The sequence below is a fragment of the Rhizohabitans arisaemae genome (genome assembly GCF_025996515.1).
In the GTDB taxonomy this organism is placed as follows: Bacteria; Actinomycetota; Actinomycetes; order Streptosporangiales; family Streptosporangiaceae; genus Rhizohabitans; species Rhizohabitans arisaemae.
Map to the genome: position 1 here is coordinate 866567 of NZ_BLRH01000035.1, position 25333 is coordinate 891899.

Genomic DNA, 25333 nt, shown 5'->3' on the forward strand with positions numbered 1-25333 from the left:
CGGGTACGGGCTACGCCGAATTGGGCGCCTGGGTCCTGCGGCCGGTGTCCGGTTCACCCTGATGCCGGTGTCCGCCGCCACCGAGCAGAAGCTTCGCGAGGCCATGGCCCGCCTGTCGGCTGGCGAGCCCCTGCACACCGACGGCGCGCTGACCAAGGAGAACCTGGCATGCGAGGTGAAAGTCAGCCACGCCACCGTCCACCGCGTCGAGGAGATCCTGGCTGAATGGGACGCCAAGGTGGCCCGTCCGATGCTCCGTACGCCGGGAGAAGTCCAACGCGACGAGACAATCGCCGACCTACGCAATCGACTACGGGACGCCGCCGCCAGGGCGACCGAACTCCGGGGCAGGCTCGACGCACTCGCCACGATGATCGCGAACCAGTACTACGAGAACCTCGAACTGAGAAAGAAGGCATCGGCCCAGCGACAAGGCCGGGTTTCCGCCCTACCCGCGTCAACCCCCAGGCCGTAGCCTCGGCCGGCGCCGGCGCTCGCCAAGAACCTGGGCCGTCTACTCGAAGCGCAGGCTGTCGATGGCGTGGAGGTCGATGCCGTACTGGGCGTAGACCTCCGTCGTATTGATCGAGGTCAGAGACTCGCGCGCGATCCCGAGACGCGCCGCCGCTGCCCAGACCTCGTCCTCGCTGTCGGCTTCAACTTCCAGATACGGCGGAATGCTCGGCCACTCATCGACCTCCAAGCGCACCGCACCAAGCCGATACGAGGTCCGGTAGTTCTCCTGGTAGGTACGTGGCGCCAGCCCAGCTAGCTGAAGAAGCGCATGCGCCTCCGCGAAGTCGCTGACCACGACCTCCGTCTCATGAGTGCCGTCGACCTCGTCCGACAAGATCTGCTTGACGCACAGAGTGACGGTCTGGCCCGTATCACGGAGCCGGACCCACTTGCCCACCAGAGCCGGGATGGTGTCGTAGACGTAGCGTCGCTGCAGCTGCCGATCGCTGACCTGCTCCCCGCCGGCCTCGTCAATGAGTTGCCGGACCTTCTCCGGGTCGACCTCCAAGGCCTTCGCCTCGTATTCGATGCCTGCCATGAACGGGTTCCTTCGCTTTCCCGCCGGGCCGCCATAGCCGGGCGCCACTCACCATAGATCACGCTGACCAAGCGGTACGGGTCCAAGGTCGCCGTCGATCACCTGTCGTTCGAGGTGAAACCGGGGCAGGTGACCGGGTTCCTCCTCTCTCAGCTCACCCTCTGACAATCGCCCCGCACGCCGACCCGGCCCGCACCGAGGCGGTGGCGACCTTCGCCCCCGGTCGCCCGGCGACCGGTTCATCGAGGATTTCCTGCCTCCTCCCACCACCGCCACTAAGTGATCACCATGCCGATTCCGGGCACGGGCTACGCCGAATCGGGCGCCTGGATCCTGCGGTCAGTGACCGGCTCCACCCGTCGTCGAAACGCCTCCCGCAGCCCCGGTCAGTGCCAGGGGGCTGGTTCGGGTTGCGGCTCTCGCCCTCACAGGCTGGGGTGCCATGTCCTTCCCAATCGGGTCACTCGCAGCATTCTCAAGCACACCGATTGACCGCAGGAGGATCGCAGACTGATCCTCAACACGTCGGAGCATGCGATTCCCAAGGCGCGTGGTTCGCCAAGTGTCCTGGGAGGTGTGGCTGCGCGAACCGGCGTCAGGCGAGAACTCTGAACTGGAAGGAGGTTCCGATGGCTCTACGGTTTGTGGGCAAAGATCCAGAGTTGGATCACAACGGATCCCCTACGATCTACGAGGACGGGGACACATACATCCTCCAAGGATGGGTGATCGAGGATCCGTTGACCCTTGCGGAGATCCATGAATTTCAGCCCATCCCTGATGGCGAGGCGGTCATTCGTTTTCCGAAACGGATGATGCCACTCTTCCCGGAGGTTTACTGTGCGGCCGACGACGAGCGCCGTCAGCGTGGCGACGGCGACGCGTAACGAGTTTGCCGAACTACTCGAGTCAGCCCAGCACTCGGCTGTGCACTTGGAGACACGGGATGTCTATGCCGTCGGTGACCCGTTCTTCCAAGCGTGGAAGGCCGGAGAGCCGTTCGACCGATCCGAGCGTGATCAGGTGTGGAAGGAGATCCTGGTCGGTCCCGTCAGCCGGGGTGTGGAGATCCGGCGGGCACGTATTGTGTCCGAACCCGTCTCGGACTACATCAGGTACGAACACTCGATCACTGTCTATGCCAACATCGCGGCCGGTGAGCAGGTTAGGTGGCTGTCCCGTCGCCTCGCCTCCGACCTGGCTTTGCCGGGAAACGACTTTTGGTTGTTCGACGGCGAAACCGCGGTGTTCAATCACTTCACCGGGGACGGTGAATGGGTGGGGACGGAGGTCCTTGTCGACCCTGCAGTCACGAGGCTGTGCGCGTCGGCCTTTGACGCGGTCTGGGATCGTGCCACACCCCACCAGGAGTATCGGCTCAGCTGAGATATGCGACCCACATGTCGGTTTCCAGCGTAGAAGCGGCACGTAGGGCTCTTGCCCTACGGCTTCGCGAGATACGTGTCGAACGCGGCCATACGGCCAAGGAACTGGCGAGACTCGCCGGGTGGCATGACGGCAGCAAGGTCTCCAAGATCGAGCACGGCAGGCAGACACCTTCCGCCGACGATATCCGTGCCTGGTGCCGTCATTGTGACGCGTCGGATCAGATCGACGATCTTATGGAGAGCATGCGGATCGTCGAGGGGATGTACGTCGAGTGGAGACGGCGGCAACGCACCGGGATGCGCCGTCTTCAGGAGTCCTATGTGCCGTTGTATGAGGCGACCAGCCACTTTCGCATCTACCAATCGCTGTGTGTGCCCGGCCTTCTTCAGACGGAGGAGTATGCTTCGGTGCTGCTTGGGGCGATCATCTCTGCCCAAGGCGTTCCTGATGACACACAGGCCGCTGTCGCAGCCCGCATACGGCGGCAGCAGGTTCTCCACGAGGGTACTCGCCGGTTCGCGATTCTCCTGGAAGAGTCCGTGCTGCGCACGGGTCTGGGTGGGTCCGAGGTCATGGCCGGTCAGCTCAACCGGTTGACGGCGGCGATGTCGTTGCCTCGGGTGAGCCTTGGAATCATCCCGGCAACCGTCAACCGGACCGCTTGGCCGACTGTTCCGTTCTGGGTCTATGACGAGAATCGGGTCATCGTCGAACTGCCGTCAGCCGAGGTGACGATCACACAGCCTCGCGAGATCGCGATATACACCGCCACATTTAGGTCTCACGCCAAGGACGCCGTCTATGGCATACAGGCTCGGGCCTTGATCGATTCAATCATGAGTGAAATCTCTTGATCTGACATTGACGAGCATTCTTCAGCACAGTTATCGGCCGCTGCACTGCGCGGGTCGATCCTTGAGGTGCCTCCGTGGCAGGCATTACCGCCTTAGATCAGATGGTTCGGAAGGGAGATCTTCTAGTGCTTGAAGACTTCGAGCTCAACCGGGTCGAGGCGTTCTTCCGGAAGGTTGCCGACCGCTTTCCTCTTGTTGAGTCTGTGTCCACGGTCGTGATCACGCATCTGCTGCCTGAGCGGCCCGTGTTCTTGCGCGCTGTTGATCGCATTGCTCCGGTTGTATCGGTTTTGCCCAAGCCTAAGTCGATAAATGCGGCTGCCCTGCGTGAGATCAGCAAAGCCATGCCCGTGGGCGAACTGGACCGTGCCGCGCTTGCTGCACCCGACCACGCTCTAGCCTTCCTGGAGTCACAGGCGGCGGGCCGTAATCTCGTACTCCTGGATATCGGCGGATACTTCGCACCCACCCTGGCATACCTGTGCGACCAATTCTCAGGTCAGATCAGCGGCGTCGTGGAAGATACCGAGAACGGTCATCAGCGTTATGCGGCGTTGGCCAAGCTGCCGTGTCCCGTTCTCAGCGTTGCCAGATCTCCTTTGAAGGAGCCTGAGGACTTCCTGGTAGGGCAGTCGGTTACCTTCTCGACAGAAGCGCTGATCCGATCGCGCGGCGACATCCTCAACGGACGTCCGGCCACCGTCATCGGCTACGGCAAGATCGGCCGATCTATCGCCTCGATGCTCCACGCGAAGAACGTCGGCGTTACCGTGTACGACTCCGACCCCGTCCGCCGCGCTCAGGCCCTCTCCCAAGGATTCAGGTCAGCGTCGACACTCGCCCAAGCACTTAGAGGAGCGGGGGTCATCATATGCGCGACAGGAAACCTTGCACTCAGAGAAGACGACTTCGCAGCCGTGGCTAACGGCGCGTACATTGCCTCGGTAACAAGCAGTGACGATGAACTGGAGCTGGCCGCGCTCGACGCGCTATATGAGCGGACCTCAGCGGGGGAGTACATCACCCGATATGCACGGACCGGGCACTACTTCTACGTGCTGGCAGACGGGAACGCGGTCAACTTCCTGCACGGCGCGAGCGTCGTGGGACGCTGTCGGGGGGCAGCGGCTGCATGCGATGGACGCCGCCGATTCGGTGAACGCGGTGGCCGTGGGGCGGTTCAACGGTAAGCCCGTGATCATCTCCGGCGGCGACGACGGCAGCGGCGGCGGCAAGGTGGAGATCTGGGATGCCGTCGGCGGGCAGCGGCTGCACGCGATGGACACCAACGGTTCGGTGTACACGGTGGCCGTGGGGCGGTTCAACGGTAAGCCCGTGATCATCTCCGGCAGCGGCTCTAGCTCGAGCGGCGACAAATTCGTGGGCAAGGTGGAGATCTGGGATGCCGTCGGCGGGCAGCGGCTGCACGCGATGGACACCGGCGGTTCGGTGTACACGGTGGCCGTGGGGCGGTTCAACGGTAAGCCCGTGATCATCTCCGGCAGCGGCTCTAGCTCGAGCGGCGACAAATTCGTGGGCAAGGTGGAGATCTGGGATGCCGTCGGCGGGCAGCGGCTGCACGCGATGGAAACAGCCGATTTCGTGTCCGCGGTGGCCGTGGGGCAGTTCAACGGCCAACCCGTGATCATCTCCGGCGGCGGAGATCTGCTCCAGGTTTGGGCGACCTCATTGCCCGCCGATCTCCTCAGCGATGTATGCGCCCAGGTATCTCGCCCCCTCACCCCGGCCGAATGGATCGAACACATCGGGATTGACGACGCTTTCCGACAGGTGTGTCCAGACCAAGGTTCGACGTACGCTCCGCCGTGAACTCCCGGACCGGATCCGCATCCTCGGCGCCGGCCGCCAAGCTCGCGGCTTTGTAGCGCGATCCCGCCTGGCGACCGGTTCCCCAGTACCGCCTCAACCGTTCGGGGAACCTCGCCGGTACTTACGTTGGGTTCGGCGTCTGGGCTGCTTGGGGCCGCACACATCTGTTGAGACCGGGTACGGGCTGCGCTGGGGAGCGGGCTGCGGGCGCCGTACCGGATAACGGTTCAGCCTGGGGGTGGACAGTCTGTGGTCCGATGTGCGGGACGGGGTGGGTGGGTCACGCTGGCGGGCATGATTGAGTTGCGGGAGTTGACCAAGCGGTACGGGACCAAGGTTGCCGTCGATCACCTGTCCTTCGAGGTGAAACCGGGGCAGGTGACCGGGTTCCTCGGGCCGAACGGCGCAGGGAAGTCGACCAGCATGCGGGCCGTACTCGGCCTGGACGCCCCCACCTCCGGGGAGGCGCTGGTGGGCGGCCGGCGGTACGCCACGTTCCGGCGTCCGCTGCACGAGGTGGGCGCGCTGCTCGACGCCGGGGCGGTGCACCCGGCCCGTACCGCGCTGGACCATCTGCGCTGCCTGGGCCGGAGCAACGGGATCGGGCGGCGCCGCGCCGAACAGGTGCTTGAGCTGGCCGGGATCGCCGAGGTCGGGCGGCGGCGGGTCGGCGGTTTCTCGCTGGGGATGCGGCAGCGGCTGGGGATCGCCGCGGCGCTCCTCGGCGACCCGAAGGTGCTGCTGTTCGACGAGCCGGTCAACGGGCTCGACCTGGACGGGGTCCGGTGGATCCGGGAGCTGCTCCGCGGGTTCGCCGCCGAAGGCCGTACCGTCCTGATCTCCAGCCATCTGATGAGCGAGATGGAGCTCGTCGCGGACCGGCTGCTCATCGTCGGGCGGGGACGCCTGATCGCCGACACCACCGTCGAGGAGCTGGCCGAACGCTACCAGCGGGGCGTGATCGTCCGGACGCCGCAGCCGGAGCGGCTCGCCGCCGCGCTGGAGGCCGTCGGGGCGAGGGTCGTCGCCGAACCGGACGGGCGGCTCGCCGTTCGCGGAGTGGACGCCGTCAAGATCGGGGATCTGGCGGCGGAGGGCGGCATCCCGGTGTACGAGGTGACCCGGCGCGGCGCCACCCTGGAGGAGGCGTACCTGCAGCTCACCGCGGAGAGCGTCGAGTTCGGGGGAGCGGCGGCGTGATCGACGCCGTCGCGGCGGAGTGGCTGAAGCTCCGTACCGTCCGCTCCACCTACTGGATCGTCGGCCTGGCGTTCGCGACGCTGCTCCTCGGCTCGGCGATGGCGCTCTCGGGGGTGAGCGGCTGGGACAGCCTGCCGCCGGAACGCCGGGTGCGTTTCCAGGCTGTGCCGATGGAGCAGGTCATCGCGCCGATCGTCCAGCTTTCCCTGGCGGTCCTCGCGGTGCTCGCGATCACCTCCGAGTACGCCACCGGGCTGATCCGCGCCACGGTCACGGCGGCGCCCCGGCGCTGGACGGTGCTCGCCGCCAAAGCGTCCGTGCTCGCCGCCGTCACCCTGGTCGCCGGGACCGCGATCGTGTTCGCGATGTTCTTCCTCGGCCGTCTGATCGTCGGCGACCGGCCGATGCCCGGGCACACATCCCCGATCCCGGAGGAGATCCCCCGGCTGATCGCCGCCACGGTGACGATCACGGTCGTCGCCCTTTTCGGCCTCGGGCTCGGCGCGGTGCTCCGCTCCACAGCGGGGGCGCTCAGCGTGCTCTTCGGGTTCGTCTTCGTGCTGCCGCCCATCGTGGGACTCGTGCTGCCCGAGCCGTGGGACGCCCGGGTCGCCGCGTTCCTGCCGCCCGGTCTGGCCGACGGGCTGGCGGGTACGGTGGCCGACCCCGTGCTGTCCCCGCTCGCCGCCGGGCTGGTGCTGGCCGGATATGTCGTGATCTCGCTGGGCGCCGGGGTCTTCGCGCTCACCCGCCGAGACTGCTAGAAGCGGGCTCGATCGGCAGTGCTTCCGATGCCGGGTCCGGGCGACCGTTCCGGGGTGCGGTGGCCGAACCTGTATCGAGGTGTCCGCGCTCCCCGAAGGGGCTGTTGAAAGCAGGGGTTCGTGCCCGAACCGTGAGACGCGGCGGTCGCCGTGTCCCCATCGCCGGTTCCGGCAGACGGGCTCACGGGTGCGGTGGCCGAGCCTGCGCCCGCCGGATATCTGCGTATGTGCTCACCCACAGGGACTGCTGGAGGCGGGCTCGATCGGCATGCGAGAACACCGGGTAGGCTCGCCTGCCATGGTGACAGCCGGACTGATGGAGGAGATTCCGCTCGAAGGCGGGGACGTGACCGCCGGCGTGGTGCGGGTGGGGGACACGGTACGGCGTCCGCCCCGGCCCACGGCGCCCGCCGTACACGCCCTGCTCAAGCATGTACGGTCCCGCGGGTTCGCCGGGGCGCCGCAGGTCATCGGGGTGGACGACCAGGGGAGGGAGATCCTCACCTACGTGCACGGGGAGACGGCGCTGCGCCCCCTGCCCGACTACGCGGTGACCGAGCGGACCCTGGTGGAGCTGGCCCGGCTGCTCCGCCGGTACCACGACGCGGCCGAGTCCTTCGTGCCCCCGACCGACGCGGTGTGGGAGTCCGGCTCCAATGTGGACGACGAGCCCGAGCTGATCGGGCACTGCGACGTCACCCCGGAGAACGTGGTGTTCCGTCTGGAACGTCCCTACGCCCTGATCGACTTCGACATGGCGCGGCCGACGACCCGGCTGTTCGACGTGGTGACGACGCTCCGGCACTGGGTTCCCCTCGCCGACCCGGCGGACCGCGACCCTCGGCAGGCCGGGCTGCAGGCCGGACCGCGGATCCGGCTCTTCTGCGACGCCTACGGGCTTACTTCTGAGGAACGGCGGAAGGTGCTGCCCATCGCCCGTCTCCGCTTCCAGCGGTCCTACGACGAGATGGCCGATCGCGCGATCACCCACGGCGGCGGCTGGGCTCGGATGTGGGACCAGGGGGCGGGGGAACGGATCCAGCGGGCCCAGTCCTGGCTCACCGCGAACTGGGGCGAACTCGATGCCCACCTGGCGTAGGTCACACAGCCGGGCCCTCGGTCTGGCGCTCGGCTTCGCCCTCGACAAGATCTTCGCCGACCCACGCCGTGGCCACCCCGTCGCCGCGTTCGGGCGGGCCGCCGGTTTTCTGGAGAAGCGTCTGTACGGCGACTCGCGGGTCCGCGGCTCGGTCTTCGCCGCACTCTCCGTGGGCGCGGTGGCCGGGGCCGGGATCGCCCTGGAGCGGGTCACCCGCTCCGGCCGGGGTTCGGCGTTCACCCAAACCGCCGCCACCGCCGCCGCCACCTGGGCTGTCCTCGGCGGCACCAGCCTGGCCCGGGAAGGCGAGCGGATGGCGCGCACCCTGTCCGACGGCGACCTGACCGCCGCCCGGGGCCGGCTCGGCCACCTCTGCGGCCGGGACCCCTCCCGGTTGGACAGCGCCGGAATCGCCCGAGCCGCCTTGGAGTCGGTCGCAGAGAACACCTCCGACGCGGTGGTCGCCCCTCTGTTCTGGGGAGCCTGCCTGGGCGTTCCCGGACTGCTCGCCTACCGGGCGATCAACACCCTCGACGCGATGGTCGGCCACCGGTCACCCCGCTACCAGCGGTTCGGCTGGGCCTCGGCCCGCCTCGACGACCTCGCCAACCATCTTCCCGCCCGGATCACCGGACTCCTCGGCGCTGTCGCCGCCCCCATCGTCGGCGGCTCTCCACGCCGGGCGCTGTCCACGATGCTCCGGTACGGCTACCGCCACCCCAGCCCCAACTCCGGTGTCTGCGAAGCCGCCTTCGCCGGCGCCCTCGGGGTACGGCTCGGCGGTCTTAACCACTACGCGGGCCGCGACGAGTTCCGCCCCCACCTCGGCGAAGGCGCCCCGCCCACCCCCCAGGACCTCCGCAACGGCGTCCGCCTGGCCCGCACCGTCAACCTCCTCGCCCTCGCCACCGCCGCAGCCATCACCCTCCGCCCGTCGCGTGAGCGGCAGCAGACCGGCTGAGCCAAGTAGGCCGAACACAGGTCAGGCTTCTTCCAGATTCCTGAGGAGTTCGAACATGCCGGACGAAGGATTGTCCTTGGGAAAGAGCGTGCCGTTCCGCTTGCCTCGTCGTGGTCGCTGTGGCATCCGACTAGCCGATCAGCCCAAGCGCACGGCGGATGCCGGACTGGTCTATGTGGGGGAGTGCTCCGAACCTACCGCGCAGATAGGCGTCTTCGAGATTCCGGGAATTCCGTACACGTTCACCCGCGAATTCAGCGAGTGCCCCCAGGTGGGTGGAACCGTCGTCACGCTTCTCGGTGAGCCAAATTTCGTCCCGGTTGAGATGGTTGAGCAGGCTTGTAGCATGTGAGGTGAAGATAAGCTGTGCATCTCGCGGGTTGGTCGCCGGGCTGTGAAAGATTGTCAGTAGCTCTGCGGACAGGATTGGATGCAGGTTTGCATCCAACTCATCGAGAATTATAACGGACCCTCTTCTTGGGGCTGTCAAGACAGGCCCGATCAGGTGGAACGAGGTCTTGGTTCCCTCAGATTCGGAACTGAAATTTAGAGGTATATCTCCTTCGGAGAATCTCAGGCCTCGGTGCGTCTGAATTTCCTGGATCTTGCGGGCGAAATCCGAGACAAGTGGCTCGTCGAATCGGCGTGCGATTGAGAGGGCCAGGGCGCTGTGGGTCAGCAACTTACGGGTTCCGGAAATGCCACCAAGGCCTCGCTGTAGCTTAAGCTCCAGGCCGTCCCGCTCAAAGATTCGCCTGCGATTCTTCTCCGGATAGTGGAACAGACCTTCGTAGAGAATCCTCGCCTGGGTGAGTGCGAGAACATACTCGAATCTCACTCCTTTTATGGTCATCTCGACGGAGAACTCGCTAGGCATGGTCGGGCCTGTACCGAACGCGAATGGGTCGATGGGGATTTCGTCTTCCCAGAAACGCAGGGAGTGCTGAACGGCGTCGCGGACCCAGGAAAGCGCCGCCACGACATTCGACTTTCCCGAGGCGTTGGGGCCGAACACTGCGGCGACGGGCAGGAGGCTCGCGCCGAGTTGTGGAGCCGGACGGGCCTCTTCCCGATCATCGATCGCCACCATCGAAAGCTCGACCCGCTCTCTGATGGAGCGGTAGTTCTTTGCATCGAATCTTATCAACACTATGCCACAATATTCGCTGTTAGTCGTCGATGCAGATGAAATCTGTAACCATGGGACGGAGACTGGGCTTGAAACCAGTTAAAGTGTGAGTGTGCTGGTTGCCCAAATCCGACTAAATCCTGAATTTGAAATTTGGGGCGTTCTGTGACTCCATTAACAGATGGACAGTACGACCTGACCCCGGTTGGTGGGGAGCTCGCCAATCAGGGTGTGCGGGCGCGTATGCGGTCGTCGAGGAGGAGTAGGTCGGCCACGAGGCGTTCGGGGGTGTGGGCCGCAAGTTCCAGGTCGGCCACCACCACGTGACCTCCTGCCGGAGCGGTGCACGGGTAGACGGTGAGCGTTTCCGGCAGCCCGGTGGCATCGACGTTCCGGGGCAGGTAGGTGACCGTCCACGCCTCGACCGCGTCTCGGACGTCCATCAGTTCGTCGCGAAGCAGGTTGTTGCCGATGCGAACCGTGGGTGCGTCGATAGCCTGCACTACATCTGAGACCAATGACACCAGCCAGACAGGCGGATGTTCCTCCAAAGGTCTAGCCCCGCCCTGCGCGACCGGATAGCGCGTATAGAAGCCGAACGATGCGGTGAACGACCACCTGTGCAACACCCCGGCGGTCCATCGCGAGTGGATGATGTTCTTGGGCATATCGTTGAGGCGGCCCTGGGCGATACCACTCGTCCCAGCCGCCTCGAACAGCTTGCCAAAGGCATCAACCCTGCGGTTGCCCACCATCTCGGCTTCGATGGCATCCGGATCCGCCCACTGTTCGGCCGTCATGCCCTCCGAGTGCCAGGAGACTGGGGCCTCATAGGCTTCGGTTACGTGGGCGTCGATCACGTCCATGAGGTTGCGTAGCCGTCGCGCTTCCCCGTGCCAGCGCTCAGCGGGTACCTGCGAACCCGTTGAGAGCGTCCATTCATCGAGCGCCATGGGGCCATCCTTTCTTATTCCGGTGGCTTGGGCCGGTACACGGCACGGATTTGCCCTTCAAGTCGAGGGTCGTTGTTGAAGGCTCGGTTGAGCAGGCGGGCGAAGGCCCGTTCGGCGCACCACCACTCAACCGGTCTTCCGGCACCCGCCACCACTTGATCAAGCGCTCGATCCAGTAGTTTCGGAAGGCCGCTGCGCGATGAATGCGCCCACCGTGAATAAAAGTCGCCGGTGCCTTTGTCGATGAACTGGTCGTACCGCCCTTTGGCGTCAACCAGCACCTCAACCGAAACGCCATCGCGCTGTTCAACCCGGGCTGCGTCGAACATCACCGACTTGCCACCGTGCACTACCAGGTATTCGCGGTCCGCGGGGCCGCCGCACTCGCGCCGGACCCAGCCCTCATAGTCGGCGTTGAACGGGGCGCCGTGGTGGCGGGGCGGGGCCACGATCCAGCCCGAGCCGAGCAGCGTCGCCGCGTACAGCAGGACCAGGTTGTGGCCTTTCCGCATTTGGACGTACGCGTCCTCCAGCCGGGCCAGGGCCTCTGCCAGATGCGCCAGTCCTTCCTGGGGTAGCGGGGAGAGAGCACCGTCCGCGATCGGAGCCAAGATGCTCGCCGCCGTCTCCACTCTTTCCCTGGCGGACTCCAGCGGCTCGACCGGGAGCCCCTCGGCGATGGCGCGTAGACGCGCGGCGAGATCAGTGATCAAAGACATCCGGACCGCCGTTCGTCTCCGGAGGGGGAAGCGACGTCGACGCCTCGCGAATCACCCGAATTCAGCACCCAACGGTCGGCGGCAGAGAGAACGGCCTTACCCCGGTGACACTTCGGAAGTGCGTCCCGCCGGGAACGTACGGTCGGTATCGTCATGTATGCAAGGAGTTATTCCGGAATGGCATGCCGCAACGGCCGCCGGTGGGATTCGCCCTTGTGCCTAGCGACACCGGGTTGCTCAGCTGTTCAAGCTGGGGCGTCGAATCGCCGGGATAAACCTGATACCTATGTGCGTGGGTGTTTTGCGCAAAGAGTGAGGGGACTCGGTGGCGAGGAACGGGGCGTTGCTGGTGGCGGGGACGGCCAGTGATGCGGGGAAGAGTGTGCTGACCGCGGGGATCTGCCGGTGGCTGGCACGGCAGGGGGTGAAGGTGGCCCCGTTCAAGGCGCAGAACATGTCGCTCAACTCCTTCGTCACCGCCGACGGGGCCGAGATCGGGCGGGCGCAGGCGATGCAGGCGGCGGCGTGCGGGATCGAGCCCACCGCGGACATGAACCCGGTGCTGCTTAAGCCGGGGAGCGACCGGCACAGCCAGGTGGTGGTGCTCGGCCGGCCGGTCGCCGAGGTGGACGCGCTCGGGTACCGGGAGCATCGGGACCGGCTCCGCGAGGTGGTGCTCGCCTCCCTGGAGCGGCTCCGCGAGGCGTACGACGTGGTCATCTGCGAGGGCGCGGGCAGCCCGGCCGAGATCAACCTGCGGGCGGGGGACATCGCGAACATGGGGCTGGCCCGGCCCGCGCGGCTCCCGGTGCTGGTGGTGGGGGACATCGACCGGGGCGGGGTCTTCGCTGCGCTCTACGGGACCCTGGCGCTGCTGGATCGGGAGGATCAGGCCTTGATCGCCGGATGGGTGATCAACAAGTTCCGGGGGGCGCCCGAGCTGCTCGCGCCGGGACTGGACATGCTGCGGGAGCTCACCTCGCGGCCGGTGCTCGGCGTGCTGCCGTGGCTCGCCGGACCGGAGATCGACGTGGAGGACTCCCTGGCGCTGGAGCGTCCGGCGGCGACCCCGCTGCCGCCGTACGGAGCGCAGACCCTGCGGGTCGCGGTGGTGCGGTATCCGCGGATCTCCAACTTCACCGACCTGGACGCCCTCGCCGCCGAACCCGGGGTCGTGGTCCGGTTCACCGCGGATCCGGCCGAGGTGGCGGCGGCGGATCTCGCCGTGCTGCCGGGTTCCCGGGCCACCGTCGCCGATCTGGAGTGGCTGACCGAGCGGGGGCTCGCGGCGGCCCTGACGCGGCGGGCCGCGGCGGGTCGGCCGATCCTCGGGGTGTGCGGCGGATATCAGATGCTGGCCGGGACGATCCACGACGAGGTCGAGTCGGGGCGGGGTCTGGTGCCGGGGCTGGGGCTGCTGCCGACCCGGGTGGAGTTCGCCAAGGCCAAGACGCTGGGGCGGCCAGCGGGGGAGGGGTACGGCCATCCGGTGGCCGCCTACGAGATCCATCACGGGCTGACCACGGTGGAGGGTGACGCGGACCGCTTCCTCGACGGCTGCCGGGTGGGGGGCGTCTACGGGACGACCTGGCACGGGGCGATGGAGAACGACGACTTCCGCCGGGCGTTCCTGGCCGATGTCGCGCGGCGGGCGGGCCGCTCCTTCGTCCCCGCGCCGGACGTGTCGTTCGCCGCGATCCGGGAGGCGCGGCTGGACGCGCTCGGCGATCTGGTGGAACGGCATTTGGACACGGCCGCGATCTGGCGCATCCTTGAGCATGGAGTGCCGACCGGCCTGCCGGTCATTCCACCCGCCGGCCTGGGAGGCGCGTCGTGAACTTTCTGCTCTTCGTGGTGACGGTCATGGTCGTCGTGATCGGTGTGTCGATCCTGCTCCGCGATTCCCGGGCACGCCGGGCGCTGGCCGGCAGGCCGAAGCAGGAGAGCCCGCGCGAGATCCTCATGCGCCGGTATGCGGCCGGGGAGATCGACGAGGACGAGTACCTGCGCCGAATGTCCGGGCTGTCGCAGAGCTGGTGATCACGCGCGGGTCCCGGCACCGGGTCAGGAGGGCTGGAAGCTCCCGGTGAGCTCGCCCTTGGCGATCGCGTTCTGATCCAGGCTCTTGCCGATCTCGACCGGGCTTTGGGTCTCGGCGTTCTGCAGCGGCTCCTTCAAGGCGTAGACCTTGAACACGTAGCGGTGCCGCTGTCCGGGCGGGCACATGCCGGCGTAGGCGGCCTGCCCGTTCGATCCCTTGAGCTGCGTCCCCTTGGCGGGCACGGCCCCTTCGGCCACCTCGGTCGCGGCCGGGTCGATGTTCAGGACGACCCAGTGGACGTACGGGGGATTCGGCGCGTCCGGGTCGTCCACCACGAGGGCGAGTGAGGTCGCCTCCTTGGGCACCCCGCTCCACTGCAGCGGCGGCGAGATGTTCTCTCCCTTACAGGAGTACTTCACCGGGATGTCCGCACCGGCGGCGAACGCCGAGCTGGTGACGGTGATCGACGCGGTGGCGGGGGCGGAGGAAGCCGGGGGTTTCGTGCCGTCCTGGCTGCTTTCGCCGGTACCTGACGAGCATCCGGCGAGGGCGAGGATGGTCACGCTGATACAGATAAGCCGCTTCATACCCGGGATTGTTGCTGGAGTCGCCGTTGTTTTCAGCATTTTTCGCTTATCAAGATTTACGAGTGTTCGGCACTGTTATGTCGGTGCAGGTGGGCATGGGTTTTTGTGGTGTTATGTCGAGATTCTGAGGTGAAGCCGCCTCGTCTATAAAGTGATAAACGGTGAAATAATGTAATAAGAGATCATGGAGGCGTCGAGTAACGCTCGGGCTCGATCGGTTAACGGGATAAAGACACATAATCGAGCTGGGTACGGCCTGCGGGTGCCCAGACGCCGGACTCCGGCGGAGCAAGCGTCCGCGCAGCCCGTACACCGTCTGACTCGGGCATTGACCGGCCCGGCACCTGAGGGCGGGCCTTGGCGTGGCCTTGTTCCGCCGGGCGCGTGCACCGCGTCGGCCCCGCGGTGCACGCGTAGCCCGTACATGATCGGAAGGGTCCACGGAGCCGGTACCCGACCGGGTTCCGGCGGCCCGGCGCCCGCCGCACCGGGGCGAACCACCCGTCGGGCACGCCGGGGAGAAGCGCCGGCGGACATGTTGCCGGGACCGGGAAGCGAAGACCAGGATGAACTGTCCGGGTACGGTACTCGTCCGGCGATGGCGGGAACATCAGGATTGCCCCATGACAGCAGTGATTGAGGCCGAGGGACTGAGCAAGTTCTACGGCCGGCGACGAGGGCTGGAGAATCTCACCCTGACCGTCGCAGCCGGGGAGGTGTTCGGATACCTCGGGCCGAACGGCGCGGGAAAAACCACCACCATCCGGCTCCTCCTGGACGTGATCAGGCCGACCAGAGGCCGGATCAGGATCCTGGGGAAGGACCCCCGGGACCACCGGGTCCGCGCGCGGATCGGCTACCTCCCCGGTGAGCTCTCCCTGGAGGGCACCGAGCGGGCGAGGGAGTACCTGGAGTTCCTCGCCCAGGTCAGAGGGTCCGGCAGGAGTCAGATCCCGGTGCTCGCCGAGCGGCTGGAGGCGGATCTGTCCGTCAGCATGGGCAAGCTTTCCAAGGGCAACAAGCAGAAGGTCGGCCTGATCCAGGCGTTCATGCACAATCCAGATCTTCTGGTGCTCGACGAGCCGACCAGCGGCCTGGATCCGCTGGTTCAGCAGGAGTTCCTCGCAATGGTCCGCGAGGCCAGGAACGCGGGCCGTACCGTGCTCATGTCCTCCCACGTGCTCGCCGAGGTCGAGCACGTCTCCGACCGGGTGGGGGTGGTCCGCGGGGGCCGGCTCGTGGCGGTGGAGGGTGTGGCCGCGCTGCGCGAGAAGGCGATCCGCCGGGTGGAGTTCCACTTCGACGCGCCCGTTCCGCCGGAGGCGTTCGAGGGGCTGCCCGGGGTGCGTGACCTGAGGGTCGAGGGTACGGCGGTCCGCTGCACGATCGACGGGCGGCCCGACGCGCTGATCAAGGCCGCGGCGCGCTTCACGGTCGTGCACATGGTGAGCGAGGAACCCGACCTGGAAGAGATCTTCCTGGCGTACTACAGCGAGGAGGAGGACCATGCCTACGCTGGTGCGTAAGACCCTGCGGGACTACCGGCGCTCGCTGATCGGCTGGACTGTGGGCATATGCGCGTTCCTCACACTTTATCTGTCGATATATCCGAGCATTGCCGCCAACCCCGACGTGTACGGCGATGCCGCGCTCGCCAAGTACCCCGGCGCGCTCCGCGACCTCATGGGAGGTCTCGACGACATCGCCAGCGGTGCGGGCTACCTGCAGACCCTGGTCTACCAGCTCTTCGGGCCGCTGCTGTTCATCGTCTGCGCCGTTCTGCTCGCCAACCGGGCCATCGCCGTCCCCGAGGGGAAAGGCACCCTGGAACTCACCCTCGCCCTCCCGCTCTCCCGGAGCCGGATCGTCCTGGAGCGGTGGGCCGCCGTCGCGGTCGGGCTCCTCATCGTGACCGTCGTCAGCTTCGCGCTGGTCACGACCATGGTTGCGCTTGTCGACATGAACGTCGAGGTGGACCGGGTTCTCGCCGCGCACACCGGGCTCTACCTGCTCGCCCTGCTGGTCGGCACCCTCGCCCTCGCCATCGGGGCGATCACCGGCCGTAAGGCGGTCGCCTTGGCGGCGTCCGGCGGGGTGGCCGTCGCCTCCTACGCGATCGAGTCGCTTGCCAAGAACGTCGACGCGATCTCCTGGCTGCGCTGGGTCTCCCCGTTCCGCTACTACGCGGACGGAAACCCACTCCGCCTGGGCTGGCCCGTCGGGGACTACCTGATCCTCGCCGCCGCCATCGCCGTCCTGCTCTTCACGGCGGTCCGCGCCTTCGACCGCCGTGACGTCGGGGTGTGAGCGTGGCACGTGACCGAATCGGGTAAAACGGAGCCCCGGGACGACCGGGGCTCCGCGGCTGAGAGGGCCGGAGTAGGGTTGCCGTCGGTGCGCACCGCGAGGAGGGGACGTGGCCGGAAACGGTGACCTCTCCACCCGGATCGGCGAGGCCGTCGGGGTTCCCGCCGACCTGCTCCGTGAACCGGTCTCCGTCGTGGTGGACGCCGTGGACACCGGCCGCCCGCCCGGGCGGGACGCGATCGGCCGCTGCCGCGAGGCCGCGGCGCTCGCCGCAGAACGGGGCGCCCCGCTGAAGGCGCTGGTCGAGGCCGTACTGCTCGCCGCGGAACACCTGACCGCATCCGGTACGGCGTCCGCGCCGATCGCCGCGTTACGCCGTACGATCCTCACACTCATGGACGGCTACGAGGCCGCCCAGCGCGCCGCGATCAGAAAAGAGGTCGAGGCCCGCAGGGAGTTCATCCACGATCTGCTGCACGGCAGGGCCGAACGGCTCGCCGAACGCGCGGAGCACTTCGGGCTCGCTCTCGCCGAGGCGTACACGGTCACCGTGGCCAGGCCCGCCCAGTCCCCGATCGGCGCGGATCCCGTCATCCGGCGGATCGAACACCTGATGATCGCGCGATTCGGGTCGCACAACGTCCTCGTCACCGGAGAGGACGGCCTGCTCGTCTGTGTCTCCCCGGGCACCCTCCCCGCGGCGGTCGGGGAGTTCACCCACCACGTCAGGGCGGCGCTGGAACCCGGCTGGCGGATCGGAGTCGGCCGCCCGCACCACGGACCCGGCGGGGTGGTCACCTCCTACCGGGAGGCCTGCGGGGCGGTCGAGCTCGGCGATCGGCTCGGCCTGCGAGCCCCCGTGCTCAAAGCCGCCGACCTGCTCGTCTTCCCCGTCCTGCTGCGGGACCGGGCGGCCATCGAGGACCTCGTCGGCTCGGTGCTCGCCCCGCTCCGCCAGGCCAGGGGAGGCCCGGGGCCGCTGCTGGCGACCCTGGAGGCGGTGTTCGCCGCGCAAGGCAACCAGAGCGCCGCCGCCCGCAGACTCGGCATCAGCTCCCGGGCGGTCACCTACCGGCTGGAACGCATCCGCCGGCTCACCGGTTTCTCCCCCGACGACCCGACCCAGCGGTTCACCCTGGAGGCCGCGGTCCTCGGCGCCCGGCTGCTCGACTGGCCCGAGCACCCGTTCCCGCACGATCGGTGACTTGATACGATCTTGATCGACATCGTCGGATCGAGGGGAATCGCATGCGTATCGACAAGGCCGACCTCGCCGCTCCGACGCGAGGGGACATCGCGCTCTAGCCGCTCGATCGGCACCCTCACTCCTCGCCTCGGGGCGGTCACAGGCACTGACCGATTCCCTCCTCCGAGGAGCAACTTTTGCGTGCCCGTACATCCGCGCGTCTTGGCGCGGATTTTTCCAAGCTGTGGACCGCCACGGCCATTTCCAACATCGGCGACGGCATCACCATGGCCGCCGGACCGCTGCTCATCGCCTCCCTCACCGCAGACCCCGCCGCGGTGGCCGCCGCCGTCTTCGTCCAGCAGCTGCCCTGGCTGCTCTTCGCCCTGATCAGCGGGGCGTACGTCGACCGGGTGGACCGGCGGCGGCTCATCGTCGTGGTCAACCTGCTCCGCGGTCTGGCGCTCGCCGCCCTGACCGTCACGGTGGCGACAGACCTGGTGAGCCTCCCGGTCGTCTACCTCACCCTCTTCCTGCTCGGTGCCGGTGAGACCCTCGCCGACACCGCCGCCGGGGCGATCCTCCCCGCCGTCGTCCCGCCGGAGCGGCTCGCCGGCGCCAACGCCCGGCTGATGGCCACCTTCACCCTCGGCAACCAGTTCCTCGCCAAACCGCTCGGTGCGGCTCTGTTCGTCGTCGCCGCCGCACTGCCGTTCGGCGTGGACGCGCTCACCTTCCTGGTGGCCGCCGCGCTCATGGCATGGGTACGGCCGATTCCGGCGCAGCCGTCCGAGCCCTCCGCCGGGCTGCGCGCCGAGATCGCCGCGGGGGTTCGCTGGCTCTGGCGGCACCGCCTGATGCGGACCCTCACCGTGAGCATGGGCCTGTCCAACGTGGTGTTCGGCGCGGCCTTCTCGGTCTTCGTCCTCTACGTTCAGCAGCGGCTGGGCCTGTCGGAGCTCGGGTACGGCCTGCTGCTCACCACCTTCGGGGTCGGCGGCCTGGTCGGCACCGGCCTGGCCGCCCGGCTCCAGGCCCGCTTCGGCGCCGCGGTCCTGCTCCGGGCCGGGCTCGTCGTCGAAGCATCCACCCATGCCGTCCTCGCCCTGGCCACCACGGCGTGGATCGCCGTGCCCACCCTGGTGTTCTTCGGCATCCACGCCATGGTGTGGGGCGTCATCGCGGTGACCCTGCGCCAGCGGGTCGTACCGCCGGACCTGCTCGGGCGGGTCGGCAGCGTCAACGCGCTCTTCGACGTCGGCGGTTCCGCCTTGGGCGCCCTTCTCGGCGGGCTGCTCGCCTCGACCCTCGGCATCACCGCCCCGTTCTGGACGGCCGCCGTCGTGGTGACCGTCATCACGATCGTCGCCTGGCGTCGACTGGGGGAGGCCCCTGGGAAGTAGCACCATCCCCGCCAGGCGGGTCCCCCTCGGGCCCGCCTGGCCCTTACCGGATCCATACCGATCAGGTCAGATCGCTTGAAAAAACGACGAACACGAATTGTCTAATCGATGTAACTAATTGCTATGGCGGTTGATATGCCGAAATCCCCCTGATATCGGAGAGCTGGATTGTCCCTGGGAGAGGTGATCGCACGAGCGGGATCGGCGCTTGTCGGTTCGGAACGGGCTCGGCATCTTTCGGCCGAGGCGGCGGATGCGCTGGACTGGGCCTGCGCCGAACTGCGTCGCACCCTCCACGGCTCAAGCGCACCCGAGTTCGAGGAAGCCCTTGCGTCGTTGACCAGAGCCCAGGACGCGATCGGTGAGATGTGCTCCACCCTGGCCTTGGCGGAGACGGCAATCCACGCCTACCTTCGCCACCTGGGCGTATCTGACACCGACGCCCCGGTCACCACCGTTGCGCCGGAATCGAGATCGGCGAGGGCCGTCGGCACGCCTGGTGCCGGGCCCTCGAGGAAGCCGGGTCGGGATACGCCGGCTGCGGCTGATCAAGGTGTTGCCGCCGACACTGAAAGGTACTGGAAACCGGACGGGCTTCCTGAAACGATTCCGGTTGAATGGGGGGCTGGAATTTCGAATAGGAAGGGTACGGGAATACGCTGGCATGATCCCTTGAATCCTCGTGGAAGCGGTGTCAGGATCGACAAGGGAGACCCAGATAGTGCATGGCCGTCACAGCGAGTTGATCACGTTATTGTTCGTTACAATGGCAAGGTGATCGGGCGTGACGGGAACCCGATAGAGGGATCGATTAAAGTTTATTTCGAGAATGCCCATATTCCGTTCAGTGAATGGTCGAAGTGGTCGACATGGCACACTCCATGAGTGATGATGTCCGATTTCCGGAAATGCGGCGGGAGATAATCTCCGCGGTCAACGCGCTGGCGAGTCCCGAGCACCAGCAGAGGGTGTGGATCGATCGGGAGTATCCTCATCCGGGATACTACGACGACTTCACTCTGAATATACATATTCTCTATGATGACACGGATGTCCTGGAGAACACTTCATCGTGCATCGGGGACTATCTCAGGTCGCAGGATGAAGTCGACGCCCTAACAAAGCTTGCCGCCGCGATCGACGCGATGTTCGCAGCTCTGGGGACGGAACTTGAGGACCTGGATTACATGAGATCCCCGTTCTGGGGTTCCGTGGTCAGCGCTGCCGCTGCCGCGGTTCGTGTTCTAGCGAATGAGGGCGACCAATCCGCGAGAACTTAGGTCTCACGGCAGAAGCAGGAGTTTGCCGGTGGTGCGGCGGCTTTCCAGGTCCTCGTGCGCCTTGCGGGCGTCGTCGAGGTTGTAGCGCTGGAAGATGCGGACGGATAGGGCGCCGGAGGCCAGCAGGCGGAAGATGTCGGCGGTGCGGGTGCGGAGTTCCTCGGGGGTGGCGAGGTAGGCGCCCAGGGAGGGGCGGGTGAGGAAGAGCGAGCCTCCGGCGGCGAGCCGCTGGGGGTCGACGGGGGAGACCGGGCCGCTGGCTTGGCCGTACAGGGCCATCATGCCCCGGGGTCGCAGGGAGTTCAGGCTGCCCTCGAAGGTGGCGGCGCCGACCCCGTCGTAGACGACGTGCACGCCGGCGCCGCCGGTGAACTCCCGGGCGGCGGTGGCGAAGTCGTCGTAGCGCAAGACCTCGTCGGCTCCGGCTTCCCGGGCAATCTTCTCCTTCTCCTCGGTGGACACGGTGCCGATGACCCGTCCGCCGAGGAGTTTGACCATCTGGGTGAGGAGCTGCCCTACTCCGCCCGCCGCGGCGTGGACCAGGGCCACATCGCCCGGCTGGACGGGGTAGGTGGAGTGGGTGAGGTAGTGCGCGGTGAGCCCTTGCAGCAGTACGGCGGCCGCGTCCTCGATCCAGACACCGGAAGGGACGGCGATGACCTTGTCAGCGGGGATCACCGCCTTCTGTGCGTATCCGCCGGGAACGTTCACCCAGGCGACGGGGTCGCCGACCGCGAATCCGGTGACGTTCTCGCCGAGGGCCGAGACGGTGCCCGCGCCCTCGACCCCGGGGACGAACGGCATCGGCATGGGGTAGAGACCGGTGCGCTGGTAGGTGTCGATGTAGTTCACGCCGGAGGCGGCGACGTCGATCAGGATCTCGCCGGGACCGGGGAGGGGATCAGCCAGGTCGCGTGGCTCAAGAACCTCGGGTCCGCCGAGGGACGAGACGACTACCGCGCGCATGGCTGCCTCTTTCGCGAAACGACTTCTGATCGTTCACGATATCGCCCCGGAGCTTTCCGCTTGCTGCACCGGGGGTGTGTCCCAGCCGAACCGCAGTGCCTCCCCGGCGATCGCGAGGGTCTCGTCGATCCGGGTGGAGAGCTCCTCCAGGTCCGTGGTGTCGGGGTGGATGCAGAGTCCGGTGCCGACGCGCACCGCGGCCCAGAAGAACTCGACGATCAGGATTGGCCGTGGATCGGCTTCCGGGTCGATGCCCCATCGGGTGGCGATCGCGTCAGCGAGCTGTTTCCCGACTTTCAGGTTCCGGCGGAGGTTGCCGGCGAACAGAATCGGACTCATCTCGGCAAGTCGTACAGACTTGCGAAATCTCTGTGATCTTTCGGTGTTACTGAGAATAGTCGTTTGCATGATGGTACGCCATGCGGTGCACAATGCTGCGAAGGGTGCTTCGTGGTCGAGGCGCAGCATGAACTCGGCGAAGAAGGCGTGCTCGGTCTCGACGAAGCAGGCCAAGGCGACCTCTTCCTTGGTGGCGAAGTAGCGGAAGAACGTCCGCTGGGAGACGTTCACGGCCGCGGCGATCTCATCGACGGTGGTCGTCTCGTAGCCCTGGGTGAGGAAGAGGTCGAGCGCTGTGTCGATCAGGGCGGTCCTGGTCTGCTGCTTCTTGCGTTCCCGTAGCCCGCTGTCTGACATTGTGACCTTCCTCTCAGATCGGTCAGTCGCTGATAAATGTCAGTAGCTGACTGATTGGTCTAGTATATGTCAGCAGCTGACACTTAATGTACTTATGCCCCCGGGGGAAAGAACCACCATGTCTCAGGCGAACGCTGTAATCGACCCACCTGCTCAGGTTCCGAAAGGCCCGCAGGGTCACCCGTGGCTCACCCTTCTCGCGGTCTCGCTCGGCGTGATCATGGTGATGCTGGACGGCACCGTCGTCGCCATCGCCAACCCCGCCATCGCCGCCGACCTGAACACCACACTCGCCGACCTCCAGTGGATCACCACCGGATACCTGCTCGCCCTGGCCGTCTTCCTCGTCACCGCGGGCAAGCTGGGTGACCTGTTCGGACATAAGCGGATCTTCGTCGTCGGCATCGTCGGATTCACCCTCACCTCGCTGGCGATCGGCTTGACCTCTTCAGTCGGCTGGCTGATCGCGTTCCGGGTGCTCCAGGGCCTGTTCGGCGCGCTGCTGCAGCCCGCCGCGCTGGCGTTGCTCCGCGCGGCGTTCCCCCCTGAGCGGCTGAACATGGCGATCGGCATCTGGGGTGCGACCATCGGTGTCTCCAGCGCGGCCGGCCCGATCATCGGCGGCGTCCTGGTGGAGAACGTGAGCTGGCAGTCGGTCTTCTTCATCAACGTTCCCGTCGGCATCGTCGCGTTGATCGTCGCCGTTCTGGTGATCAAGGAAAGCAAGGCGGGCATCCTCTCCAAGATCGACGTTCCCGGGGTGGTCCTGCTGTCGGGTGCCATGTTCGCCCTGATCTGGGCGATCATCAAGGCCCCGGAGGAGGGCTGGGGTTCCGGCTACACCCTCGGCTTCCTCGGCGGGGCGATCCTGCTCACCGCGATTTTCCTCTGGTGGCAGACCCGGGCCGTGGAGCCGCTGCTCCCGCTCAGTCTCTTCCGGAACATGTCGGTGTCCATGGGCACCGTGCTGATGGTGCTCGTCGCCTTCTCGATGTTCGGCGCGATGTTCTTCCTCACGTTCTTCTTCCAAGGCGTGCACAGCCTCTCACCCCTGGAGGCGGGTCTGCGGATGATGCCGATGAGTGCGGGCATGATCGTCGCCTCGCCGCTCGCCGGGTTCCTCATCGGCAAACTCGGGCCGAAGATCCCCATCGTGGTGGGCATGCTGCTCACCGGGACGGCGATGTTCCTCCTCTCCCGGCTCGGGATGGACGCCGGCTACATCGACACCGCCATCCCGTTCGTACTGCTCGCCTTCGGTCTGTCCCCCGTCATGGTCGGTGCGACGGAGATCATCGTCGGGAACTCGCCCGAGCACCTCAGCGGGGTCGCCTCCGGCATGCAGCAGTCGGCCATGCAGGTCGGCGGATCGCTCGGTACGGCCGTGCTGGGCGCGCTGATCACCGCCAAGGTCACGGACGTGCTCCCCGGCCACTTCGGCGCGACCGGGCTGCCCGTCCCGTCGGCGGAGCAGGTCGACCAGATCAAGGGCGTGGTCGCCTCCGGGTTCGCCCCGGTCCCCCCGGGCACCCCCGACCAGGTGGCCTCTCTGATCGAGAAGGCCTCGCACCTGTCGTTCCTCGACGGCATGCACCTCGGCTTCACGGTGAGCACCGGCGTCGCGGTCTTCGCCGCGGTCCTCGGCCTCCTGGTCAAGGCCGGCCGCAAGACCGACGCCCCGGCGGTCCACGTCGGATAGCCCAGGACAGCCGTGAAGGGCGGCCGGCTTCTCCAGGGAAACCGGCCGCCCTTCCTGTCTTCCGGCTCACCACGGCGGGAGTCCCGGCCCAGCCGTGTGCCGGCGCCATGAGGCTCCGTTCCCGGGACTCATGGCGCTGTCCGTGCTCAGGCCGAAGCCGTCACTGGTCGATGGCCCAATTGCCGCACCTGGATACATTGTCGATGCGAGCGCACGCCCGTACGGCGTAGTGCCAGCTGTAGACCGACTGGGTTCTGAAGACGTTGAACGGGCCGCACTGTTTCCAGCCGCCGCCGTAGGAGCGCACACGGTTGTCGTCGCTGAAGTACCTGGGCGATCGCTGGCTCATCGTTCGCCTGCTCCGGTCGATCCATACCTGGTCGCCGGAGCGGAACCCCGTCTTGATCTCGGCGCGGCTGTAGCGGTCCAGGAGACTCTCGTTCTGCAATTCGACCCTGCGGCCGTTGAAGTTGAACGACGCTCCGCTCTCGACGGCCCGGAACCGTCCGACCACCGCGGTGCCGTCGCATTCGGCGGGGGTCGCCTGGGCCGTTCCCGGCGTCAGCGCCGTAAACGCCGTGACGCTGAGCAGGATGGCGGCGAACGCACCACCGCGACGCTTGATATTTCGGTTTCCCATGAAATTCTCCTTTGATTCTTTCCAGGTCCTGAGTCCAGGACGATTTCCTGCGCGGAATCCGCGGGATGGCTGCCGCCAGGCCGGCGACGACGGAGAATGCTCATCGCTTACGTGGCTTCGCACCCCTGTTCGCCGTCACCGGCGTCCCTCGTCAGCGGCGCCGCACTGGAAACACAGGCGATATTTGCCGCTGATACCGACCCCTGGCAATAGAAAACCGACGAGATGGGATACTGGGACGTCTCTCCCACCATGAGCTGCGGCTTCTTAGCCTGCTGGGATATGGGTGGGACATGCTTCTCGATTGATGGGACCATAACGGAGGGGGCGATGACCCTGACGAAAGAGATTGAGCAGTTCGCCGCCCGCCTCCGGGTACTCAAGAACCGGGCGGGGAGAAGCTCCGAAGCGCTGGCCAAGTAGACCGGAATCAGCCGTTCCAGCCTCCATCGTTGCTGCGCGGGCACGAAATTTCCGGCCGGCCACGGTGCGGTTCACGCATTCGCCGTGGCACGTGGGGCGTTGGGTGCCGGCCCGGCTGCTCTCCGTACGTGCGCTTCGCCTGGTCCGGGGACA

The 25333-nt window shown here is 66.7% G+C and carries 27 protein-coding genes; 19 read left to right on the forward strand and 8 right to left on the reverse strand.

Going from position 1 to position 25333, the window contains the following annotated elements:
* Positions 1 to 67: 67 nt before the first annotated feature.
* A complete protein-coding gene (locus RUR_RS25890; protein WP_283137789.1) occupies positions 68 to 475 on the forward strand; it encodes a hypothetical protein in 408 nt (135 codons plus the stop codon).
* Between the two features lie 39 nt (positions 476 to 514).
* Here the strand turns inward: RUR_RS25890 and RUR_RS25895 are convergent, their stop codons facing one another.
* The gene (locus tag RUR_RS25895) at positions 515 to 1054 is read right to left on the reverse strand and encodes a class IV adenylate cyclase (RefSeq protein WP_283137790.1); all 540 of its coding nucleotides are present in this window, start codon (positions 1052 to 1054) and stop codon (positions 515 to 517) included.
* A 629-nt stretch (positions 1055 to 1683) separates the two neighbouring features.
* On the opposite strand from RUR_RS25895, the gene RUR_RS25900 reads away from it, so the two are divergent.
* The 9 genes from RUR_RS25900 (at position 1684) to RUR_RS25940 (ending at position 9151) form a co-directional block, all read left to right on the forward strand.
* Entirely contained in the window at positions 1684 to 1941 is a 258-nt protein-coding gene (locus RUR_RS25900) for a hypothetical protein (RefSeq protein ID WP_283137791.1), read from the forward strand.
* Positions 1922 to 2440 (forward strand): DUF6879 family protein, encoded by a 519-nt coding sequence (locus tag RUR_RS25905; RefSeq protein WP_283137792.1) that lies wholly within the window; start codon positions 1922 to 1924, stop codon positions 2438 to 2440. Before RUR_RS25900 ends, RUR_RS25905 begins: the two co-directional genes overlap by 20 nt.
* A gap of 14 nt (positions 2441 to 2454) precedes the next feature.
* Complete coding sequence (locus RUR_RS25910; protein WP_283137793.1) at positions 2455 to 3297, forward strand: helix-turn-helix domain-containing protein; 843 nt, start codon at positions 2455 to 2457, stop codon at positions 3295 to 3297.
* Positions 3298 to 3371: 74 nt separating this feature from the next.
* Complete coding sequence (locus RUR_RS25915) at positions 3372 to 4487, forward strand: adenosylhomocysteinase (protein ID WP_283137794.1); 1116 nt, start codon at positions 3372 to 3374, stop codon at positions 4485 to 4487.
* Complete coding sequence (locus tag RUR_RS25920) at positions 4435 to 5127, forward strand: WD40 repeat domain-containing protein (RefSeq protein WP_283137795.1); 693 nt, start codon at positions 4435 to 4437, stop codon at positions 5125 to 5127. The genes RUR_RS25915 and RUR_RS25920 overlap by 53 nt, the downstream gene beginning before the upstream one ends.
* Positions 5128 to 5421: 294 nt before the next feature.
* Positions 5422 to 6327, forward strand: coding sequence for an ABC transporter ATP-binding protein (locus tag RUR_RS25925; protein WP_283137796.1), 906 nt, complete (start codon positions 5422 to 5424; stop codon positions 6325 to 6327).
* Positions 6324 to 7091 carry a DUF2705 family protein gene (locus RUR_RS25930; protein ID WP_283137797.1) on the forward strand — a complete coding sequence of 256 codons (768 nt, stop codon included), beginning with the start codon at positions 6324 to 6326 and terminating at the stop codon, positions 7089 to 7091. The genes RUR_RS25925 and RUR_RS25930 overlap by 4 nt, the downstream gene beginning before the upstream one ends.
* Positions 7092 to 7389: 298 nt before the next feature.
* Entirely contained in the window at positions 7390 to 8190 is an 801-nt protein-coding gene (locus RUR_RS25935) for a phosphotransferase (RefSeq protein WP_283137798.1), read from the forward strand.
* Positions 8174 to 9151, forward strand: a complete 978-nt coding sequence (locus RUR_RS25940) for a cobalamin biosynthesis protein (protein WP_283137799.1) — start codon at positions 8174 to 8176, stop codon at positions 9149 to 9151. Before RUR_RS25935 ends, RUR_RS25940 begins: the two co-directional genes overlap by 17 nt.
* Positions 9152 to 9281: 130 nt before the next feature.
* Here RUR_RS25940 and RUR_RS25945 read toward each other — a convergent pair whose 3' ends face one another.
* From RUR_RS25945 to RUR_RS25955, 3 genes are all read right to left on the reverse strand, one after another.
* Complete coding sequence (locus RUR_RS25945) at positions 9282 to 10301, reverse strand: AAA family ATPase (protein WP_283137800.1); 1020 nt, start codon at positions 10299 to 10301, stop codon at positions 9282 to 9284.
* Positions 10302 to 10504: 203 nt separating this feature from the next.
* Positions 10505 to 11233: a hypothetical protein gene (locus tag RUR_RS25950; protein ID WP_283137801.1), complete on the reverse strand. Its 729-nt coding sequence runs from the start codon at positions 11231 to 11233 to the stop codon at positions 10505 to 10507.
* A gap of 14 nt (positions 11234 to 11247) precedes the next feature.
* Entirely contained in the window at positions 11248 to 11946 is a 699-nt protein-coding gene (locus tag RUR_RS25955; RefSeq protein ID WP_283137802.1) for a hypothetical protein, read from the reverse strand.
* A 331-nt stretch (positions 11947 to 12277) separates the two neighbouring features.
* On the opposite strand from RUR_RS25955, the gene RUR_RS25960 reads away from it, so the two are divergent.
* Positions 12278 to 13789 carry a cobyric acid synthase gene (locus RUR_RS25960; RefSeq protein ID WP_283137803.1) on the forward strand — a complete coding sequence of 504 codons (1512 nt, stop codon included), beginning with the start codon at positions 12278 to 12280 and terminating at the stop codon, positions 13787 to 13789.
* Positions 13786 to 13992, forward strand: a complete 207-nt coding sequence (locus RUR_RS25965) for an SHOCT domain-containing protein (RefSeq protein WP_283137804.1) — start codon at positions 13786 to 13788, stop codon at positions 13990 to 13992. Before RUR_RS25960 ends, RUR_RS25965 begins: the two co-directional genes overlap by 4 nt.
* A gap of 24 nt (positions 13993 to 14016) precedes the next feature.
* Here the strand turns inward: RUR_RS25965 and RUR_RS25970 are convergent, their stop codons facing one another.
* The gene (locus RUR_RS25970) at positions 14017 to 14580 is read right to left on the reverse strand and encodes a YbhB/YbcL family Raf kinase inhibitor-like protein (RefSeq protein ID WP_283137805.1); all 564 of its coding nucleotides are present in this window, start codon (positions 14578 to 14580) and stop codon (positions 14017 to 14019) included.
* A 623-nt stretch (positions 14581 to 15203) separates the two neighbouring features.
* On the opposite strand from RUR_RS25970, the gene RUR_RS25975 reads away from it, so the two are divergent.
* From RUR_RS25975 to RUR_RS26000, 6 genes are all read left to right on the forward strand, one after another.
* The gene (locus tag RUR_RS25975; RefSeq protein ID WP_283137806.1) at positions 15204 to 16106 is read left to right on the forward strand and encodes an ABC transporter ATP-binding protein; all 903 of its coding nucleotides are present in this window, start codon (positions 15204 to 15206) and stop codon (positions 16104 to 16106) included.
* Positions 16087 to 16887 (forward strand): ABC transporter permease, encoded by an 801-nt coding sequence (locus RUR_RS25980; RefSeq protein WP_283137807.1) that lies wholly within the window; start codon positions 16087 to 16089, stop codon positions 16885 to 16887. Before RUR_RS25975 ends, RUR_RS25980 begins: the two co-directional genes overlap by 20 nt.
* Before the next feature lie 109 nt (positions 16888 to 16996).
* The gene (locus tag RUR_RS25985) at positions 16997 to 18091 is read left to right on the forward strand and encodes a PucR family transcriptional regulator (protein WP_283137808.1); all 1095 of its coding nucleotides are present in this window, start codon (positions 16997 to 16999) and stop codon (positions 18089 to 18091) included.
* A gap of 179 nt (positions 18092 to 18270) precedes the next feature.
* Complete coding sequence (locus RUR_RS25990) at positions 18271 to 19476, forward strand: MFS transporter (RefSeq protein ID WP_283137809.1); 1206 nt, start codon at positions 18271 to 18273, stop codon at positions 19474 to 19476.
* Between the two features lie 183 nt (positions 19477 to 19659).
* Positions 19660 to 20361, forward strand: coding sequence for a hypothetical protein (locus RUR_RS25995; RefSeq protein ID WP_283137810.1), 702 nt, complete (start codon positions 19660 to 19662; stop codon positions 20359 to 20361).
* Positions 20328 to 20756 (forward strand): SCO4402 family protein, encoded by a 429-nt coding sequence (locus RUR_RS26000; protein WP_283137811.1) that lies wholly within the window; start codon positions 20328 to 20330, stop codon positions 20754 to 20756. The genes RUR_RS25995 and RUR_RS26000 overlap by 34 nt, the downstream gene beginning before the upstream one ends.
* A gap of 3 nt (positions 20757 to 20759) precedes the next feature.
* Here RUR_RS26000 and RUR_RS26005 read toward each other — a convergent pair whose 3' ends face one another.
* Positions 20760 to 21722 (reverse strand): quinone oxidoreductase family protein, encoded by a 963-nt coding sequence (locus RUR_RS26005; protein ID WP_283137812.1) that lies wholly within the window; start codon positions 21720 to 21722, stop codon positions 20760 to 20762.
* Positions 21723 to 21755: 33 nt separating this feature from the next.
* The gene (locus RUR_RS26010; RefSeq protein WP_283137813.1) at positions 21756 to 22418 is read right to left on the reverse strand and encodes a TetR/AcrR family transcriptional regulator; all 663 of its coding nucleotides are present in this window, start codon (positions 22416 to 22418) and stop codon (positions 21756 to 21758) included.
* 118 nt (positions 22419 to 22536) lie between these two features.
* Between RUR_RS26010 and RUR_RS26015 the strand changes: the two genes are divergently transcribed.
* On the forward strand, positions 22537 to 24117 hold the full coding sequence (locus RUR_RS26015; protein ID WP_283137814.1) for a DHA2 family efflux MFS transporter permease subunit: 1581 nt from the start codon (positions 22537 to 22539) through the stop codon (positions 24115 to 24117).
* A gap of 160 nt (positions 24118 to 24277) precedes the next feature.
* On the opposite strand, the gene RUR_RS26020 is transcribed toward RUR_RS26015, so the two are convergent.
* Positions 24278 to 24757, reverse strand: coding sequence for a hypothetical protein (locus RUR_RS26020; protein WP_283137815.1), 480 nt, complete (start codon positions 24755 to 24757; stop codon positions 24278 to 24280).
* Positions 24758 to 25333: the final 576 nt, after the last annotated feature.